This is a genomic window from Sulfurimonas sp., from assembly GCF_041563035.1.
GTDB lineage: Bacteria > Campylobacterota > Campylobacteria > Campylobacterales > Sulfurimonadaceae > Sulfurimonas.
The window spans coordinates 72,982-90,858 of sequence record NZ_JBFFNS010000007.1 but is presented as its reverse complement, the minus strand read 5'-3'; the positions used below and the strand labels follow the sequence as shown (position 1 = coordinate 90,858).

19 protein-coding genes are annotated in these 17,877 nt (G+C 36.3%); 11 read left to right on the top strand and 8 right to left on the bottom strand.

The window, feature by feature from the left end; translation table 11 throughout:
- Nucleotides 1-735, top strand: a complete 735-nt coding sequence (locus ABZC13_RS06885) for a GGDEF domain-containing protein (RefSeq protein ID WP_373001694.1) — start codon at nt 1-3, stop codon at nt 733-735.
- Nucleotides 736-756: 21 nt separating this feature from the next.
- Here ABZC13_RS06885 and ABZC13_RS06880 read toward each other — a convergent pair whose 3' ends face one another.
- A complete protein-coding gene (locus ABZC13_RS06880; RefSeq protein WP_373001692.1) occupies nt 757-1,260 on the bottom strand; it encodes a hypothetical protein in 504 nt (167 codons plus the stop codon).
- Nucleotides 1,261-1,410: 150 nt separating this feature from the next.
- Between ABZC13_RS06880 and ABZC13_RS06875 the strand changes: the two genes are divergently transcribed.
- The 3 genes from ABZC13_RS06875 (at nt 1,411) to ABZC13_RS06865 (ending at nt 4,343) form a co-directional block, all read left to right on the top strand.
- Complete coding sequence (locus ABZC13_RS06875; RefSeq protein ID WP_373001690.1) at nt 1,411-2,625, top strand: NifS family cysteine desulfurase; 1,215 nt, start codon at nt 1,411-1,413, stop codon at nt 2,623-2,625.
- 23 nt (nt 2,626-2,648) lie between these two features.
- Nucleotides 2,649-3,623, top strand: coding sequence for an iron-sulfur cluster assembly scaffold protein (locus tag ABZC13_RS06870; protein WP_373001688.1), 975 nt, complete (start codon nt 2,649-2,651; stop codon nt 3,621-3,623).
- A gap of 126 nt (nt 3,624-3,749) precedes the next feature.
- On the top strand, nt 3,750-4,343 hold the full coding sequence (locus tag ABZC13_RS06865) for a 2OG-Fe(II) oxygenase (protein ID WP_373001686.1): 594 nt from the start codon (nt 3,750-3,752) through the stop codon (nt 4,341-4,343).
- Here the strand turns inward: ABZC13_RS06865 and ABZC13_RS06860 are convergent.
- Together ABZC13_RS06860 and ABZC13_RS06855 are read right to left on the bottom strand one after the other, a co-directional pair.
- Complete coding sequence (locus ABZC13_RS06860) at nt 4,340-4,576, bottom strand: hypothetical protein (protein WP_373001684.1); 237 nt, start codon at nt 4,574-4,576, stop codon at nt 4,340-4,342. The genes ABZC13_RS06865 and ABZC13_RS06860 overlap by 4 nt on opposite strands.
- Nucleotides 4,577-4,581: 5 nt before the next feature.
- Nucleotides 4,582-5,151, bottom strand: a complete 570-nt coding sequence (locus ABZC13_RS06855) for a cytochrome b/b6 domain-containing protein (protein WP_373001682.1) — start codon at nt 5,149-5,151, stop codon at nt 4,582-4,584.
- A 35-nt stretch (nt 5,152-5,186) separates the two neighbouring features.
- Here ABZC13_RS06855 and ABZC13_RS06850 point away from each other — a divergent pair, with 35 nt between their 5' ends.
- The 5 genes from ABZC13_RS06850 to ABZC13_RS06830 are packed head-to-tail and all read left to right on the top strand — an operon-like array spanning nt 5,187 to nt 9,382.
- Complete coding sequence (locus ABZC13_RS06850) at nt 5,187-5,966, top strand: TrmH family RNA methyltransferase (RefSeq protein WP_373001680.1); 780 nt, start codon at nt 5,187-5,189, stop codon at nt 5,964-5,966.
- Nucleotides 5,967-6,021: 55 nt separating this feature from the next.
- Nucleotides 6,022-7,266 carry an EAL and HDOD domain-containing protein gene (locus ABZC13_RS06845; RefSeq protein WP_373001678.1) on the top strand — a complete coding sequence of 415 codons (1,245 nt, stop codon included), beginning with the start codon at nt 6,022-6,024 and terminating at the stop codon, nt 7,264-7,266.
- A 45-nt stretch (nt 7,267-7,311) separates the two neighbouring features.
- Entirely contained in the window at nt 7,312-7,506 is a 195-nt protein-coding gene (locus ABZC13_RS06840) for a YwbE family protein (protein WP_373001676.1), read from the top strand.
- Nucleotides 7,503-8,864 (top strand): ATP-dependent RNA helicase DbpA, encoded by a 1,362-nt coding sequence (gene dbpA, locus ABZC13_RS06835; RefSeq protein ID WP_373001674.1) that lies wholly within the window; start codon nt 7,503-7,505, stop codon nt 8,862-8,864. The genes ABZC13_RS06840 and dbpA overlap by 4 nt, the downstream gene beginning before the upstream one ends.
- A 5-nt stretch (nt 8,865-8,869) precedes the next feature.
- Nucleotides 8,870-9,382, top strand: coding sequence for a YgjP-like metallopeptidase domain-containing protein (locus tag ABZC13_RS06830; protein WP_373001672.1), 513 nt, complete (start codon nt 8,870-8,872; stop codon nt 9,380-9,382).
- Between the two features lie 13 nt (nt 9,383-9,395).
- Here ABZC13_RS06830 and ABZC13_RS06825 read toward each other — a convergent pair whose 3' ends face one another.
- Both ABZC13_RS06825 and ABZC13_RS06820 read right to left on the bottom strand, forming a co-directional pair.
- On the bottom strand, nt 9,396-9,698 hold the full coding sequence (locus ABZC13_RS06825) for a hypothetical protein (protein ID WP_373001670.1): 303 nt from the start codon (nt 9,696-9,698) through the stop codon (nt 9,396-9,398).
- Between the two features lie 64 nt (nt 9,699-9,762).
- Nucleotides 9,763-11,592 (bottom strand): ABC-F family ATP-binding cassette domain-containing protein, encoded by a 1,830-nt coding sequence (locus ABZC13_RS06820; RefSeq protein WP_373001668.1) that lies wholly within the window; start codon nt 11,590-11,592, stop codon nt 9,763-9,765.
- Between the two features lie 163 nt (nt 11,593-11,755).
- Here ABZC13_RS06820 and ABZC13_RS06815 point away from each other — a divergent pair, with 163 nt between their 5' ends.
- Nucleotides 11,756-11,881 carry a hypothetical protein gene (locus ABZC13_RS06815; RefSeq protein ID WP_373001667.1) on the top strand — a complete coding sequence of 42 codons (126 nt, stop codon included), beginning with the start codon at nt 11,756-11,758 and terminating at the stop codon, nt 11,879-11,881.
- 4 nt (nt 11,882-11,885) lie between these two features.
- On the opposite strand, the gene ABZC13_RS06810 is transcribed toward ABZC13_RS06815, so the two are convergent.
- Nucleotides 11,886-12,194: a sulfite:cytochrome C oxidoreductase subunit B gene (locus tag ABZC13_RS06810; RefSeq protein WP_373001665.1), complete on the bottom strand. Its 309-nt coding sequence runs from the start codon at nt 12,192-12,194 to the stop codon at nt 11,886-11,888.
- 9 nt (nt 12,195-12,203) lie between these two features.
- Nucleotides 12,204-13,397 (bottom strand): molybdopterin-dependent oxidoreductase, encoded by a 1,194-nt coding sequence (locus tag ABZC13_RS06805; protein ID WP_373001663.1) that lies wholly within the window; start codon nt 13,395-13,397, stop codon nt 12,204-12,206.
- A gap of 168 nt (nt 13,398-13,565) precedes the next feature.
- Here ABZC13_RS06805 and ABZC13_RS06800 point away from each other — a divergent pair, with 168 nt between their 5' ends.
- On the top strand, nt 13,566-15,773 hold the full coding sequence (locus ABZC13_RS06800; protein ID WP_373001661.1) for an ATP-binding protein: 2,208 nt from the start codon (nt 13,566-13,568) through the stop codon (nt 15,771-15,773).
- On the opposite strand, the gene ABZC13_RS06795 is transcribed toward ABZC13_RS06800, so the two are convergent.
- The gene (locus ABZC13_RS06795; protein WP_373001659.1) at nt 15,751-17,856 is read right to left on the bottom strand and encodes a helix-hairpin-helix domain-containing protein; all 2,106 of its coding nucleotides are present in this window, start codon (nt 17,854-17,856) and stop codon (nt 15,751-15,753) included. The genes ABZC13_RS06800 and ABZC13_RS06795 overlap by 23 nt on opposite strands.
- Nucleotides 17,857-17,877: the final 21 nt, after the last annotated feature.

Genomic DNA, 17,877 nt, shown 5'->3' with positions numbered 1-17,877 from the left:
ATGATAAGCCATCAAGAGAAAAAACGTTTAATCTATAAAATAATCTTTATAGTAATCTCTGCTTTGATTGTTCTATCTGTTATGCGTGTTTTACTCCTACATTATGATGTTTCAGACATCTCTTTGATATACAGTCTTATTTTTAAAGAGTTGTTTTTTTCCGTCTCATCAGCCATTTTTATTATAGCTATTTTGTACCTGTTTATCGAAAAAGAGATTATGAGAGTAAATTCTAAAGCAGTTACTTATGCATTTACAGATGCTTTGACAGGATTAAACAACCGTCACTATCTAAATGATTTTTTAGAAAAGTTTACATCTATTCGTAAAGATGATTCAAACTTTGCCGTTGTCTTTATAGATATAGACAGATTTAAACTGGTAAATGACACTCTTGGTCACTCTACTGGAGACTGCATACTAAAAAGTCTCGCACTTAGCCTTCAATCCCTCATAAGACCAGGCGATACACTTTGCCGTTACGGTGGAGAAGAATTTGTGATTATCTTTTGCGATATTTTTAAACAAGATGCTTTAAGTAAAGTAGAACAGATTAGAGATAGCATAGAGAGAAGGTCATTTGAGTGTAAAGAGCAAAAGATCACGATTTCAGCAGGTATTAGTTTTGGTTCAAGAGATGATGATATAAATGAAGTTATGGAACATTCTGACAGAGCATTATATATGGCTAAAGATGCAGGAAGAAACTGTGTTAAAGTTTATAATCTAGCTTAGTTGCTTCCTGAGTTAAAGTTGTTAAGAGTTATATTTTAAAGCTCTTTTTGTAAAGTCTGTAGAACAAAAGAACATTGCTACGAAAATAGGGTTGATCTTAACATTATCATCTTCTATAGATTCAAAAACTTTAAAATCAAAACCTCCACCATTCTCAACATCTTTTGGAGTTACCACAAAAGTTATTGGTGCCAAGGCTTTAACCATATTTAGGATTTTTTTACTTTTTTTAGCACTGTCACTTTCTAAAATATTGAAATCTTGACCTTCTGAACTCTTGTGAGAGTGTAAAACTTCCTCCAAAATCTCCAGTTTATCTTTAAAAACTATCTTATTCCATGAGATGGTAAGTTGCTCAGACTGAATCTTTGCATGCTTATACATAAGAGCATTGGGCTTTTGCTTTTTCATCTCTTCAATAAGTGCTAGCAGGAAGTTTGCTCCGCCAACACTATCAGCAACCTTCTTCATAAGTAGGTGAAGCAACTCTTTTGTATCATCATTTTGTTTGTTAAAATTACACATGTTAAACCTTTAAATGGAATTATACCTTAAATAATGCAGTAAGTCAGTTTCGTTTAAGCATATCGTAATAACAAACCTATTATCATGTCAAAAGTAAAAGAAGACAAATTTTGTCTTAATTAAAAATAATCCTATTTCATGAGGTAAAACATGCAAGTTTATTTAGACAATAACGCTACAACAATGGTAGACCCCTTAGTTGTAGAAGCAATGCAACCATTTTTTAGTGAGCTATACGGAAATCCTAACTCACTACATAAATTTGGTACGGCATCGCATCCTGCTTTAAGTAAAGCAATCGATCAAGTATACACAGCGTTAAACGCAAGTGATAATGACGATATAGTATTCACATCTTGTGCAACAGAATCAAATAACTGGGTACTTCAATCTGTATTTACAGATCTTGTTGTAAATGGAGACAAAAACCACATAGTAACAACTGAGGTTGAGCATCCATCAATCCTTTCTACTTGTAAGTTTTTAGAAGAACAAGGTGCTAAAGTAACATACCTTCCCGTAAATGATCAGGGTATAGTTGAGGCACATACTGTTAGAAGTTTCATAACAGATAAAACAGCTTTAGTCTCAATCATGTGGGCTTCAAATGAGACAGGAATGATTTTTCCTATTAAAGAGATTGGTGATATCTGTAAAGAAAAAGGTGTTCTTTTTCACTCAGACGGAGTACAGGCTATCGGTAAGATCCCTGTTGATTTACAAGCTGTACATGTTGACTTCGTTTCAATGTCTGCTCATAAATTTCATGGTCCTAAAGGTATAGGAGCTCTTTATATTAAAGATTCTCAAAAACTTACTCCGCTACTGCATGGCGGTGAGCATATGGGTGGTCGCCGTTCAGGTACATTAAACGTTCCTTTTATTGTTGGTATGGGTAAAGCTATGGAGCTTGCTACTTCAAACATCGAAGAGACTGGTAAAAAAATCAGAGAAAAAAGAGATCGTTTAGAAGATGCTATCTTAGAGCTTAGTGATACATTTGTTGTAGGTGACAGAGAAAATCGTACACCAAATACTATCTTGATATCTATTAGAGGTGTTGAGGGTGAAGGTATGCTTTGGGACTTAAACAATGGACAAATCGGTGCATCTACTGGTTCAGCTTGTGCAAGTGAAGACCTTGAAGCAAATACTGTAATGCTTGCTATCGGCGCTGATAACGAGCTAGCTCATACTGGTATCAGACTAAGTCTTAGTCGTTTTACCACAGATGCTGAGGTTGATTATACTATCAGTCATTTTAAAGGTGCAGTTGAAAGACTTAGAGCTATTTCAAGTTCATTTGCGATTCAACAACCAACAAAGGGCGGAGAAGTTCAAGAATGCGAACTTCATCACCACTAGAAAATAAAATATAGGAAAATATTATGGCAAAAGCAGATATGTTAGGCGCATCATTATGGGATGCGTATTCGAATAAAGTAACAACTCTTATGAACAACCCTCAACACCAAGGTGAAATCTTTGAGGCAGAGGCAGAAGAGCGTGGTCACAAACTGATTGTTGCTGACTTTGGTGCAGAGTCTTGTGGAGATGCAGTACGTTTATATTGGGAGATTGACCCAAGCAATGATAAGATTGTAAATTCAAAGTTTAAATCTTTTGGCTGTGGTACAGCTATAGCATCTTCTGATGTTATGACTGAACTTTGTATTGGTAAAACAGTGCAAGAAGCTGTAAAGATTACAAATATTGATGTTGAGATGGCTCTTCGTGATGACCCTGAGACTCCGGCTGTTCCACCTCAAAAAATGCACTGTTCAGTTATGGCTTATGATGTTATTAAAAAAGCAGCGGGTCTTTACATGGGCGTAGATGCTGAAAGTTTTGAAGAAGAAATCATTGTTTGTGAATGTGCTCGTGTCAGTCTAAATACTCTTAGAGAGGTTATTCGTCTTAATGACCTTAAAACAGTAGAGCAGATTACAGACTATACAAAAGCCGGCGGTTTTTGTAAGAGCTGTATTAAGCCTGGTGGACACGAGGCTAGAGAGTGGTACTTAGTAGATATCTTGGCTGATACTCGTAAAGAAATGGACGAAGAGAAGATGAAAGCTGCTGCTGATGCAGGTGCATCTGGAGATTTCGCTAGCATGACTTTAGTTCAACAAATCAAAGCGGTAGATGCTGTAATCGATGAGAGTGTTCGCCAGTTCCTAGTTATGGATGGTGGAGATATGGAAGTTATCGACATTAAAGCAGGTGATGAGTATATTGATATTTATATCCGTTACTTAGGTGCTTGTAATGGCTGTGCTTCTTCTTCAACTGGTACACTTTATGCAATCGAATCAACTCTTAAAGAGAAACTTTCCAAAAACATCCGCGTTCTTCCTATTTAACACTCATTTTGAGTGTTAAATAGAATACTTTTTATCAATTTAGAAAGTATTATCAATAAAACTGCATCTCAATACTCAAAAAACAATAAAACTGATTACAATGCGCTATTAATATTAGGTACGCATATGAACCAGTCTATATATTCTAAAATAACAGACGCTTTAGTCGATGATGGGTATATAGTGATTGAAAATGCTATTAACCAAAATCTCTCACATTCACTTTTACAAGATGCGAAAATTGAGACCAAGTTTAAAAGGGCTGGTATCTCAAGTTCTCCCACTTTGCATATAGATACAAACAGAAGAAGAGATAGAATCCATTGGTTGGACGATGACGGCTCTGTACGAAGTGAGTTTTTGGCTTTTACTGATGGCTTAAAAGATTATCTAAACAAAACACTATTTTTGGTTTTAACATATTATGAGAGTCACTATTCCATCTATAACAATGGAGATTTCTATGAGACTCATGTAGATGCTTTTAAAAACTCTGTAAATCGCGTTGTAACAACTGTCTATTATCTAAATGAAGGATGGAGAGAGGGAGACGGCGGAGAATTAGTCATATATGACGAGCACAATAACTTTCTGAAAAAAGTGCCTCCAAAAGCGAATACTCTAGTTGTGTTTTTGAGTGAGAAATTTCCACATGAAGTACTAGCGGCTAAAAAGAAAAGATACTCTATAGCCGGCTGGTTTAGAATAGATAAAGTTTAGTTCTCTTTACTCAGATGCTTGAACTTTACAAAACACATCCATTCTCTGGCATCTGAGATCTCACAGTTGCAACCTGCATTCATCTCTTTTACGTCGTAGTTCTTCTTAGCTTCTTTTTTAGCTAAGGCACAAGCATCTCTTTTATGCTCGGCTGAAGCTCTCTCTAGTCCATCAATAAGTTTTGAGTCTGCCAGTAAAAATGTTGCTATTATTGATAGTATTAATATTTTCATAAAAATTATTTTTCTCCATTTATCATTGTCGAAATTATGCCTTTTTGGTCTCTGTTTTCAGCAATGATAACACCCGCTATATGAAGCGGTACAAAAATCATGATAATGTTAAAAACAAGCTCATGAATCTCTTTTATATCGTGAGCAGTATCCTTTAGAAGCCCTAAATCTTGGTAGAAGTGAATAATAAGCCCACTAACAGCCATGAAGGTAAGAGTTGCATAGATAAGATAGTAAGAAGCTCTCACTGCTTTTTTATGTGTTGACAAGGAGCTAAAACTTTTTTTCGTTCTCTTAAAAGTAAAAAAGAGATAGACTCTATAGATAAGCAAAAAGGCTAGGGCATAACCTAATATAATATGCCACTCCCACATTCCTGCACGAACAGCTTTTGCCAGGACTTTTGCCTGTGTGGCTGTTATCTCAATATCCATCTCAAGAAGTTTGTTCATAAGTATTTCAGAGTTAGTTCGCCAACTCAAAAATGTTTTACGTAAAAACACAGTTCCCAGCAGTCCCAAGACTACGATAGTATTTAACCAGTGCCAGATGCGAAAAGACGGTGAGTACTTCATATTAACTCCTTTGAATCTATGATATTATACCAAATATGAAATACACGATAATTGATGACATAAATATACCGGAACTAGAGATTTATAAGAAGCTCAGAGATAATGCTTTTACAGAGGACAATAGCTTTATCGCTGATAGTCCAAAAGTTGTAAATATGCTTTTAGGCAGTGAGATAAAAGTGAAAAGTATCTTGGCTACAAAAGAGTATTATGATGAATTTTCAGAGCTGATAAACTCAAAAAAAATAGAGAAACTTTTTCTTGTAGGCAAAGAAGAGATGCAGGGCATTGTCGGACATAAAATTCATCATAACTGCATGATGCATGGTACACGTCCTGATGAGACACCACTAGATTCTTTAGGAAATAATATCCTGATGCTAGATGCTATAACATCAACTGAAAATGTCGGCTCTATTGCAAGAAGTGCAGCTGCCCTTGGAGTAGACTCTTATCTTCTACCTCGCCAATCACCACATCCTTATGGAAGGCGCGCTTTACGAGTCTCTATGGGCTATGTTAGCAAATTAAAAGTACATATCTATGGAGATATATCCCAGACAATACAAGAGCTTAAAAAAGATGGATATATGATATACGCAGCTGAGGTAACTCCAGATGCGACACTTTTATCACAGGTAAAATCTCCTAAAAAATGGGTTCTTTTAATGGGACATGAGGGCAAGGGAATATCCGCGGAAGTTCTTAGTCTATGTGATGAAGTTTTGAGTATAGAAATGGCTGATGGTGTTAAGAGTTTTAACGTGAGTGTTGCAGCGTCTATCATGATGTATCAACTAAAACACACAATCTAACTTTTGAGAGACTTTTTTTCGTTACAATATACCTGATTAAATAAAAAGGATTGCAATGGAAAATGTATATTTAGGGCGCCAACCAATTCTTGATTCTAAAGGTGATCTTGTTGCTTATGAGATTTTATATAGAGACAGTGCTAAGGCCAGTCATATAAGCAATGACCGTTTTGCCAGTGCATCTGTGATAAGCAATATTTTAAACAAGTTCGGAACAAGCACTTTACTTGGTAATCGTAGAGCATTTGTTAAAGTTGATGAAAAGTTTTTACTTCATGATATTATCTTCTCGATACCAAAAGAGTTTTTTATATTTTCACTTTTTGAAGATGTAGAGATGAGCGAGAGAGTAGTTGAGAGACTGCAACAGCTTCATGCCAAAGATTATGTACTTGCTATCAATGATATTTCTTTAGACTCAGATACTTTAAAAGAGTATTCAAAAGTATATAAAGAACTCTCTTACATAAAAATAAATGTAGATAAAGATATTGACTTTGAGATGAAAGCTATGATCAGTGAGATGAAAGCTCACAATATCAAAGTAGTCGGTTCTAAAATAGAAGATAATGCACACTATATATTAGCAAAAGAGATTGGATGTGACATGTTTCAAGGTTACTTTTTTGCAAAACCAAACATTGTAGAGAATGCAAAGTATGAACCTTCTCAATTAAATGTCCTAAAACTTTATAATCTTCTGATAAATGATACAAATATAGATGAGATTACATCTGAGTTTGAGAACAACTACGAGATAACTGTACAGTTATTGCGTTATATGAACTCTTGCGCATTTCATTTTAGAAATAGGATATCTTCTGTCCATCACATCTTAACTTTAGTTGGAAGACAGCCTCTTGCTCAATGGCTAATGTTAATGATTTACTCAAAATCAGTAAGCAGAACATCTAAACATTCTCCTTTAATGCTGATGGTAAAAAATAGAACTGAATTAATGGAAAATATCTTGAAAGCTGTAAACCCTGATGTAAAGAGCAATGCTTTGGGAGAAGCTTATTTTGTAGGTGTTTTGTCACTTATAGATACGCTCTTTAGTGTTAAGTTAGAAAGGATATTAGCAGATTTAAATATTTCAGATGAAGTAACAAATGCTTTACTAAAAGACGAGGGTTTATTGGGTGAGATATATGCTCTTATTAGAGATATAGAAGCCTTTGATACAAAGTCGGTCCATATCTTTACTTCAAAATATAATCTAGGAACGCATCAGATAGAAGATGTAGTACTTAAATGTATGGAAGAAGTAACAACTTTTGAAGAAGCGATGACAGCTTAGAAGAATGTAGCTATAATTGCATACTTAAAAACTAAAGGTACAGTTATGGATGGCACTCAAAGAAAAAATATTATACATGGCAAGAGCGTAGCAATTGTGCTAAAACAAGACCAAGACACTGGACTTCTAACAGATGGCATCGTTCGTGATATACTTACAAAATCTCCTTCTCATCCTCATGGTATCAAAGTGCGTCTTATGAGTGGTGAAGTTGGACGTGTAAAGGAAGTTTACCAATGAAATTCTCAAACCTTCCTCTCTCAAAAGAGATGCTTCATAATCTAAACGAAATTGGCTACAAAGAGATGACACCCATCCAAGCTGAGGCACTTCCACATATTCTTGATGGAAAAGATGTAATCGCTCAGGCAAAAACTGGAAGCGGTAAAACAGCTGCTTTTGGAATAGGACTGCTTACAAAACTACAGGTTAAAAAGTTCAGAGTTCAGTCTCTTATCCTTTGTCCGACTCGCGAACTTGCAGACCAGGTTGCAAAAGAGCTTCGTATGCTAGCACGTGCAACACACAATGTAAAAATCCTTACTCTTTGTGGTGGAGCAGCATTCGGTCCACAGCTAGGTTCACTTAGTCATGGTGCACATATCATCGTTGGTACTCCGGGACGTATTTTAAAGCATCTAAAAAAAGAGACACTCTCTCTTGAAGACCTTGATATGCTTGTTCTTGATGAAGCAGACAGAATGTTAGATATGGGTTTTAGCGAAGAGATAAATGAAGTTTTGTCTTTTACTAAAAAGAGAAAACAGACACTTCTATTCTCGGCTACATATACAGATGAAATCATGGATATTAGTAAAAATCTTCAGCATGAAGCAGTTAGTGTTAAGACAACATCTACTGAAGTTGCGAACAATATAACTGAAAGATTTTATGAAGTAGAGAATCATCAAAAAATGGATACCATCATAAATATTCTTAGTAATTTCAAGCCTGAAAATGTAATCATTTTTACAAATACAAAGATAGATGCAAAAGAGTTGGCGGATAATCTGCAAAAGAAAAAGATAGATGCATTGGCTATTCACGGTGATCTTGAACAGTATGAAAGAAATGATGTCTTGGTTCAGTTCGCGAACAGAAGCTGTCCGGTGCTTATAGCTACCGATGTTGCAGCGCGCGGTCTTGATATAAAAGAGATGTCTATGGTTATAAACTATGATCTTCCACATGGTGAGGAGACTTATACCCATCGTATAGGTAGAACCGGACGTGCCGGTCAAGATGGTCTGGCATTTACTCTTTTTACAGAACACGAAGCAGATAAAGCTTATGAGTACAAAAATGACACTAGACTTTTTGAGAGTGCAGGAGACCTTAAAACTGTAAACGGTTTTGAGATGAAACCTCAATACATAACGCTTGTAATCGAAGGTGGAAAAAAAGATAAGGTACGTGCAGGAGATCTTCTTGGTGCTTTGACCGGAGATGCAGGACTTCAAGGCAGCTCGATTGGTAAGATAGATATCTACGAGCGTCAAAGTTATGTTGCTATAGAGGCTAAACTTATTGATGAGGCACATAAGCAGTTGAAAAATGGAAAGATAAAAGGTAAGAAATTTTCTGTTTGGGTTTTGTAAGTTAAATGAAAGAGTTAAAGTATCTAAATCACTATCCGGCTCAAGTAAAAGAGCAGGTGCATAAGCTTATCAAAGCAGATAAGCTCTCTGCGCATCTTCTAAAAAAATATCCATATTCACACGATAAAAAGAGTGATAAAACACTCTTTTTATACGCGAATGACTTAAAAAATGAACACATAAAAAAAGCAGCTCCACTTAGTAAAGTTCTCTATGACGGAAAGATAAATGTTATTCACAATGCTTTAGGCACTCATCATTTTGTATCACGAGTACAAGGCGGTAAACTAAAAGCTAAAAATGAGATACGAATAGCATCCATGTTTAAGAGTGTGCCCCAAGATTTTTTAGAGATGATAGTCGTACATGAGCTAGCTCACTTTAAAGAAAAAGAACACAACAAAGCATTTTATAAACTGTGTGAATATATGCAGCCTTCCTATCATCAGGCGGAGTTTGATTTACGACTTTATCTGACTCACCTTGATATAAAAGGAAAACTGCAAGAGTGGAATTAACTAAAAGCTAATACTACTTGCGACCGCCACCACCACGCCTTCCGCCTGATGGACCTTGACCAGAGCCAAACTCACTCTGTGTTTTAATCTGCTCTTTATGTCTATTTTGCTTTTTGTACTTGCTTTTTATTTGCTCTCCGTCACCGGTTCCGTCTTTTGCCTTAATCCTATCTCTAGTCTGAGACTGCGTTTGAGTCTGTAGTTTGTCACCAGTCCCATCTCTCAATCTGTCTCTTACTTGATCCTTATCTGCGGCAAATGCATGAATGCTTGAAATTAATAGCGCCGAAATGCCCAGTAAAATCATGTTTTTCATTTTGAATCCTTTGTATAATATACAAAGATTATACAAAATTTTTAAATAATAATAAATCACACTTTTAGGTGATTAGAAATCTCTTATTGTAGTCCTCGTTGATTTCATCAAGTTCTGTCTGTGCAACTTCAAGTTCTTCAAATGCATCTTCGACTTGTTTCTCTTCATCTGATACAAGTTTTGAAAGCTCCATAAGTGAAGCGCTGTCTCCAGAGTTTGATACTTCTATAAGCTCTTTATGATGAAGCTCTAACAGCTCTTCTATCTTCATAATTTTACTCTCTAGCTTTTCAACTTTTTTCTTTAGAGAAGAAGTTACTTTATTTCTTTCTCTAACCATCTCAGCTTTTAGTTTTTTGTTTTCTTTTTGATTGCCTTTTGGAGCAGCTTTTACTTTTTCTTCTTGCTCCTCTTCTTCCCAGCCAATCTTTTCTAAGAAATCATCATAACCACCGTCAAAATACTCTGCACCATTTTTTGCAAAGATAATAAGTCTTCCACAGACTCTTCGAAGAAGTTCTTCGGAGTGAGTTACTATGATAACTGAACCATTGAAGCCTTTTATAGCCTTAGTCAGTGCTTCAATACTATCCATATCAAGGTGATTGGTAGGCTCATCAAGAAAGAGAAGGTTTACATTTCTAGCTATAATCTGCCCCAACATTACACGACTTTTTTCTCCACCTGAGAGAAGTGATATCTTCTTCTTAGCTGCATCTCCGCTAAACATCATTCCACCACAGATGCTTCTTACACTTGCTTCTGATAGTGTGGGATTTCCTACATAAATCTCATCCATAACAGTGTTCTTATCACTTAGATGAGCGATGTTCGTCTGACCAAAGTGAGCAAAAGAAGTCGTACCGTGAAAATCAACGTTACCGCTAAGTTGTTTTAGCTCACCTGCAATAGTATTTAAAAGAGTTGATTTACCCTTACCGTTTTTACCGATGATGCCAAGACACTCACCCTTTTGCAATGTGAAAGATATCTTTTCAAAGAGAATATTTTCAGGTGTATAACCAAAGCTCAAGTCTTTTACATCAAGCAGAACTTTTGCAGGTGTATCTTTGAAGTTAAAATCAAATTTCAAAGAGTCATCAAAACTAAGGTCTTCTAGTAAATCCATCTTCTCTAACTCTTTTACTTTTGACTGTGCCCTTGTTGCTGTAGAAGCACGGGCTTTATTTTTAGCTATAAACTCTTCAAGCTCTTTGACTTTTTTGTCTTGTGCGATTTTCTGTTTTGTATGAAGTTCGTCATTTGCACTAAGTTGCTCATAGAACTTATGAGTATCTCCAGGAATTATCTCTATTTTTTTGCGAACAAGTCCCATCGTATGAGTTGAGACGGAGTCCATAAAATCTCTATCGTGGGTAATAAGTATAACCTCACCCTCAAAGGCTCTTAAAAAAGATTTTAACCATCTAAGAGAGACGATATCCAAGTAGTTGGTAGGCTCATCTAAAAGAAGCAGGTTTGGCTCGGTTACTAAAAGTTTTGCAAGGTTGATACGTATCTGATAACCACCAGAAAAAGAGAGAGGATCTTTATCTAGATCTTCTTGAACAAAACCAAGACCAAAAAGAATCTTCTCAACTCTGTAAACATCGTACTGCATCTCTTCTTCAAGAGCTAGAGCTGCTTCTTCTCTAAGCGAAGATTGGCTAAATGTAAGATGCTGTTTTAGAGTACCTATTTTATAACCCTTAGGGATGATAACTTCACCACTGTCAGAACTTTCTTCGCCAAGTATGAGTTTAAAAAGAGTAGATTTCCCGCTACCGTTTCGACCTACAAGACCGACACGATTTCCACCGTTTAGTTTAAAGTTTAGGTTTGAGAAAAGCTCTTGAGAAGAGAAACTTTTAGAGATATTATTTAGTTGTATCATGATGCTCTTTTAGTTTGTGTTTAATAAGTCGAATTATACCAAGTCTACAGAAATTATTTTAGTAGGAATATAAAAATGAATATTAAAAAACTAAAACTTCTTTACGTAGAAGATAATGAAGAGACGAGAGTCTCAACTCTGCTTATGCTTGAGAGATTTTTTGATGAGATTGTCCGTAGCTGTTGATGGCAAAGATGGTCTTGAAAAGTTCAATATATATAATCCTGATGGTATCTTTACAGATATAAATATGCCAAGATACCATGTTAGCATTTTGGTAAACCTTTAAACAGTTACTCTAGCTCACCGTTACCATAGTGTTTAAATAGGTAATCAGTAACTGTTTTTTCATCTCTAGCGGTTATAGGAGCTTTATAGACTTCTCTCATCTTAACAACTGACTTGTTCCAAAATTTTCTAGACTGCTTTCCTTGGTTTAGTATATAACCATAAGAGTGACACCATTGACAGTTTCTCTGCATCGCTTTGAAGTTTTCATCTTCAGCCATTTGAAATGTAATACTTGGCAGTTGTACTTTCTGGGCATACTCAGCAAAGAGGCTAGATGCTAAAAATAGTGTTATTAATAATATTTTCTTCATCATATCTCCTTACAGCACTGTGATAGTAACACTATCGATGCCGTTGTATTTGTATCCACCGTGATTCCATTTTATATCTTTTGCAAATGGCTGTTCTTCGCCAAGAGTATTAATAGCTTTAGCCATAAGTGTCATTTTTCCTTTACTCTTAGGTCTGAACGCAAACTTGAACTCTCTAAAAGCATGTAAAGACAACTCTTTGCCAAGTTCAGCAGGAGACCAGCTTTTTCCGGCATCTACAGAGATTAGAACTTCTTTTATCCCGTTTCCACTGTCAAAAGCTACACCTTTTAGTATTACATTTGAGTTGGCATCTATTCTTGTGTTACTGGTTGGATAACCTATAACAGATTTTATATTCATGGTTGTTATTGGTTTAGTTTTTTTAGAAAGATTATCAGGTGTCTCACACTCACACTCATTGTCAGGTACACGGTAAGCAGTGTCCATGTAGTAAAGCTCTTTATACTCTTTCATAACAGTGATGTTGCTTAGCATCTTCACCCAACTGTCTGAGAATGATCCTGGAATAACAAGACGAACTGGATAACCGTTTAGATATGGCAGATCTTCACCGTTCATCTCATAAGCAATGATAACGTCATCTTTTATTTCATGAAGTTCAAGCTCTCTCATAAAGTTTTCAGTCTTATGAAAAGCTGCTTTGTCATCACCATTTAAGCCTATCCAATTTGCATCTTTAGTAAGACCTGCTTTTTTTAGAACATCTTTTAGTCTAACTCCTTTCCAAGAAGCGCAGCCCATAGCTCCGTTGCCCCATTGGATACCACTGGTTGTCGGTACAAATGCTGAACGAGAGTTTCCTCCACACTGCATTACAGCAGTTAGTGTTACTTGTTCATAGTCGGTTTTAAGCTCTTGAAGTGAAAGGTATAGAGGATTCTCAACTTCACCGCTAACTTTGATTCTGTAAGTATCGATGCTGACATGAGTAGGGATACGCGGCATATGCCATCTAACAAAAAACTCATCATTTGGAGTTATAGCTTTTGTAAAAACTTCTATTGGGGTTTCTAAGATAGGAGGTCTGTCAGAGTATGTTATTAGCGGTCTTTTCTCAGGAAATGCAACTTTTGAGACACTTTGAGAATCTAAAGGCTCTCTTGTAAGAGCAGATGCAGGTCTTGTAAGTGCAACTGCAGAAGCCGCAAGTGATAATTTAAAGAAATCTCTTCTTTGCATATGAGTCCTAAATAGTTTTTTGTTATTTTAACACAAATAAGAAAAAAAGATTTTGCTTAGTGACTGCTTACGGTATCGGCTAATATAAATGATTCATACTATGTTCTTAAGTAGTTTGGTTATAATTATTGTAAATTATTATTTTTAAAGATGATGGAGGAAGATAAATTGTCACCCATAGCCAAGTTTAAGATTTTTCTCCCCATCATCTTGCTCATAATCGTAGAAGTTTTGATTATTACAAAAGTGTCCTCTTCTTTGCATGAGAAAAGTATGCGTGAGGACAGGGTTGAACATGCTGTTAGAACTATAGAACAGTATAAAGAGTTACGCCAATATTACAGCAAGAATATCATAAGTAAAGTTCTTAAGTATTCAGATCTTAAAGTTGATTCAAATCATAAACATATCTTAGACACCATTCCTCTTCCTGCTACTTTTATTCATGATATAAGCGAAAATATAACTAAAAATGTTAAGGGTATGCAGTTTAAACTCTACAGTGACTACCCCTTCCCAAATCGTGAGAATAGAGTACTTGATGCCTTTGAAAAAAAATCTATAAGCTACTTTAGAGACAGCGGTGCTTTAGAGCCGATTATTTCTGATGATATTATAGACGGCGTAGAAGTTGTGAGAGTCGCAATAGGAGATGTTATGAATGATATGTCATGTGTCAACTGCCATAACACGAGACATGATAGTTCAAAAAAAGATTGGAAACTTGGTGATGTTCGCGGGGTTCTTGAAGTAATCATTCCTGTACAAGAGCAAAGAAAACGGTATGATATTATTATTGGCTATATAAACATTACGCTTCTGGTATCAGGGCTTTTACTTGTAATCTTAATCTATATAGTTGTATCATATTTTACAAATTTAGAAAAAAAACGTCAAGAAGAGTTGAAAGAGAAGCAGTATAAGTTAAATGAAACAGTTAAATCTTTTGGCCAGAATGTGATAGCTTCAAAGACAGACTTAAACGGTTTTATTACCTATGCAAGTAAGGCGTTTTGTGATATTAGCGGTTACTCAGAGAAAGAACTTATGGGACGATCCCACAACATAGTACGCCATCCTGATATGCCAAAAGAGTTCTATGAAGATATGTGGAAAAGTATCAAAGAAGGTCAGGCTTGGGAGGGGGACATAAAAAATAAAAATAAAGCTGGAGAGTTCTACTGGGTAAGAAGCACAATCCTCCCTGATTATGATTACAATAGAAGGTTAGTTGGTTATAGCTCTATTCGTCACGACATAACAGCGCAAAAAGTTAAAGAAGAGTTCTTCTCAAACATGTCCCATGAGATTCGTACACCACTAAATGCTATTCTTGGATTCTTAAACATTTTAAACAAACAGGTAGTTGATAAAAAACATTTAGAGTATCTACGTCACATAGGTACAAGTTCTAAGCAACTACTGAATCTCATAAACGATATCTTAGATCTCGCAAAAATAAAAACAGGCGAGTTCACTGTAGAAGCACATGAGTTCAACGCCTATGTTGAACTTCAAGAATATTCTCAACAGTTTGAAGGGCTACTTAGTGAAAAAGAGATAGTTTTCCAAACACATATAAGCAATGATTTAAAAGGTGTTTTTATCGGGGACTGGTTTAGAATAAGTCAAATTATTCTTAACTTGTTATCTAATGCTATTAAGTTTACACCAGATGGGGGGACGATAACTCTTGATATTGACTATAAAGAGGGAGATTTTTTTATAGTTGTAAAAGATACCGGCATCGGTATGCCTATTGATGTCCAGGATAAGATCTTTAAACCTTTTGTTCAAGCAGATGGTTCTACTACAAGAAAGTATGGAGGAACAGGTTTAGGACTTAGCATCACTCAAAAGCTTATAGAGTTGATGAACGGAAAGCTTACACTTGAGAGCGAAGAGGGCAAAGGCTCAACATTTACTGTTAAGATTCCTCTGCAAAAGATGCCTTCTTATGTCATAATAAAAGCGAAAATTGATGAAGCTGAGAAGGTCAAGAAAACTCTTAGAGGAAAAGTCTTAGTAGCTGAGGATAATAAAACAAACCAGATGCTTATTGAACTTTTACTTGAAGAGATAGGTGTAGAGTGTGACATAGTAAACGATGGTAAAGAAGCACTAGATATGTACGACCCAAAGATTCATCAGCTTATACTTATGGATGAAAATATGCCAAATATGAATGGTATAACATCTATGCATCACATCCGAGAAAAACATGGAGACAGATGCGGACCTATCATCGCCCTTACTGCAAATGTTATGGAGGGAGATAGAGAACGCTTCTTAAAAGAGGGAATGGATGAGTATCTGTCTAAGCCTATAGATGAAACTCAGCTTTACGACATGCTCAAAAAGTTTTTAAAAGACTAAGTCCGACTTTGCCTTTTTCATTATCTACAGAGACTACTTCAATTTGTGGTAAAAACTGGTTTAAAGACAGGACTTCTAAAGGATGAGAGATACGCTTTTCACTCATCTTTGATATATGAATCATACCGTCATTTTTTAGACCGATATCAACAAACGCACCAAAGTCTGCAATATTGCGAACCACACCCGAGACAAAACTACCTTCCTTGAGCATTTTAATGTCCGTTACGTCATCTTTAAATGGAATCGCAGGTAAATCCTCTCTTGGATCAAAACCGGGCTTTAAGAGCTCTTTAATGATGTCCTTTAAAGTCTCTTTTCCAACTTCTAACTCTTTAGACTTTGCATCTGCATCTATAGTTTTAAGGTCTAACCCGTTTAGCTGTTTAGCTACTGCATAACTCTCAGGGTGGATGCCAGAGTTGTCAAAGATATTTTTGCCGTTTTTAATACGGATAAATCCGGCTGCCTGCTCGTAAGCTTTTTTGCCTAGACCTTTTACTTTTAGTAGTTCATCTTTTGTAGTAAAGTTGCCGTTCTCATTACGAAAAGAGATGATGTTCTGAGCTATCTTAGCACCGATGCCTGCAACATGTGAGAGCAGAGATGCAGACGCAGAGTTGATATCTACACCTACACGGTTTACCAAGTCACAAGTTACATCATCTAGTCTTTTAGCTAAAAGCTTTTGATCTACATCGTGTTGATACTGTCCAATGCCAAGAGACTTAGGGTCTATTTTTACCAATGTTGCCATCGGGTCACGAAGTCTCTGAGCTATAGATATAGCACCGCGAATAGTCACATCCAGATCAGGATACTCATCTTGTGCGAGCTTAGATGCGGAGTAGACAGACGCACCTGCTTCAGATACTACCGTGTAGTTGAGATTTGTACCTTCTTCTCGGTTAAGCCTTGCAAAGAACTCTTGTGTCTCGCGTGAGCCTGTACCGTTGCCAATGGCTACACCCGTAATGTTATATTTGTTTGTTAGTGTTAGCACTTTTTTACGAGAGCCTTCATAGTCGTTCTTTGGCTGTGTGGGGTAGATTACTGCGGATTCCAAGTAGTTGCCGTTATCATCTATAACAGCTAGTTTACATCCGCTAACATATGCAGGGTCTACTCCTAAAATAACCATCTTTGTAACCGGTGGAGTCATAAGAAGCTGGTTGAGGTTTTTGCCAAAAACATTGATGGCAGATACATCTGCTTTTTCTTTTACTTCAGCATGAACTTCTCTCTCTAACGATGGAAGAAGAAGTCTTTTTAGTCCATCTTTGTACGCTTCAAAAAGAAACTCACTAGAACTGGATGCATGACGAGGAATCTTGTACTGTTTTATGTTTTCTTCTATGCGATCTGTGTCTGTTGTAATCTTCACAGACAACTCTTTTTCTTTTACTCCGCGCATAATGGCAAGATAACGATGCGATGGGATGTACGCAACTTTTTCAGACTTTTCTGCAAAGTTTTTAAAAGTACCGTTCTCATCAAAGTTCTTAGTCTTTTTAGTTTCTAAATTTCCGAATCGGAGCATAGAGTTACGGATGGCTTCACGCTCACGAGGCAAGTCCGCATATCTCTCAGCCAAGATATCCTGAGCACCTTTTATAGCATCTTCGGCAGATGCAACGTTTCCTTTTACAAACTTTTTCGCTTCTTGCTTGAACTCAGAAGCAGTTAGTCTTGCACTTTGCAGAGTGTTAGCAAGAGGTGTCAGACCATTTTCCATGGCAGTTGTAGCACGAGAGCTCTTTTTTTCTTTATAAGGTCTGTAAATATCCTCTAAAGCTCTCATAGTCTCGGCATCTAAGATGCTCTTCTTTATAGCATCTGTAAGAGTAGCTCTCTCAGCAATCAAACGAGAAATCTCTTCTTTACGCTCCAAAAGATTTTTAGAACTTATGTACAAGCCCTCAAACTCACGAAGTACTTCATCATCAGCACCACCAGTCATCTCTTTACGATAACGGGCGATAAAAGGAATAGTAGCACCTTCATCTAAAAGTTTTAAAATACTTTCAATATGTTCTTTTTTTAGGTTTGTTTTTTGTGTTAGTAGGGTTATTAGGTTTTGCATGGTTGTTTCTTTTTTAGGGAA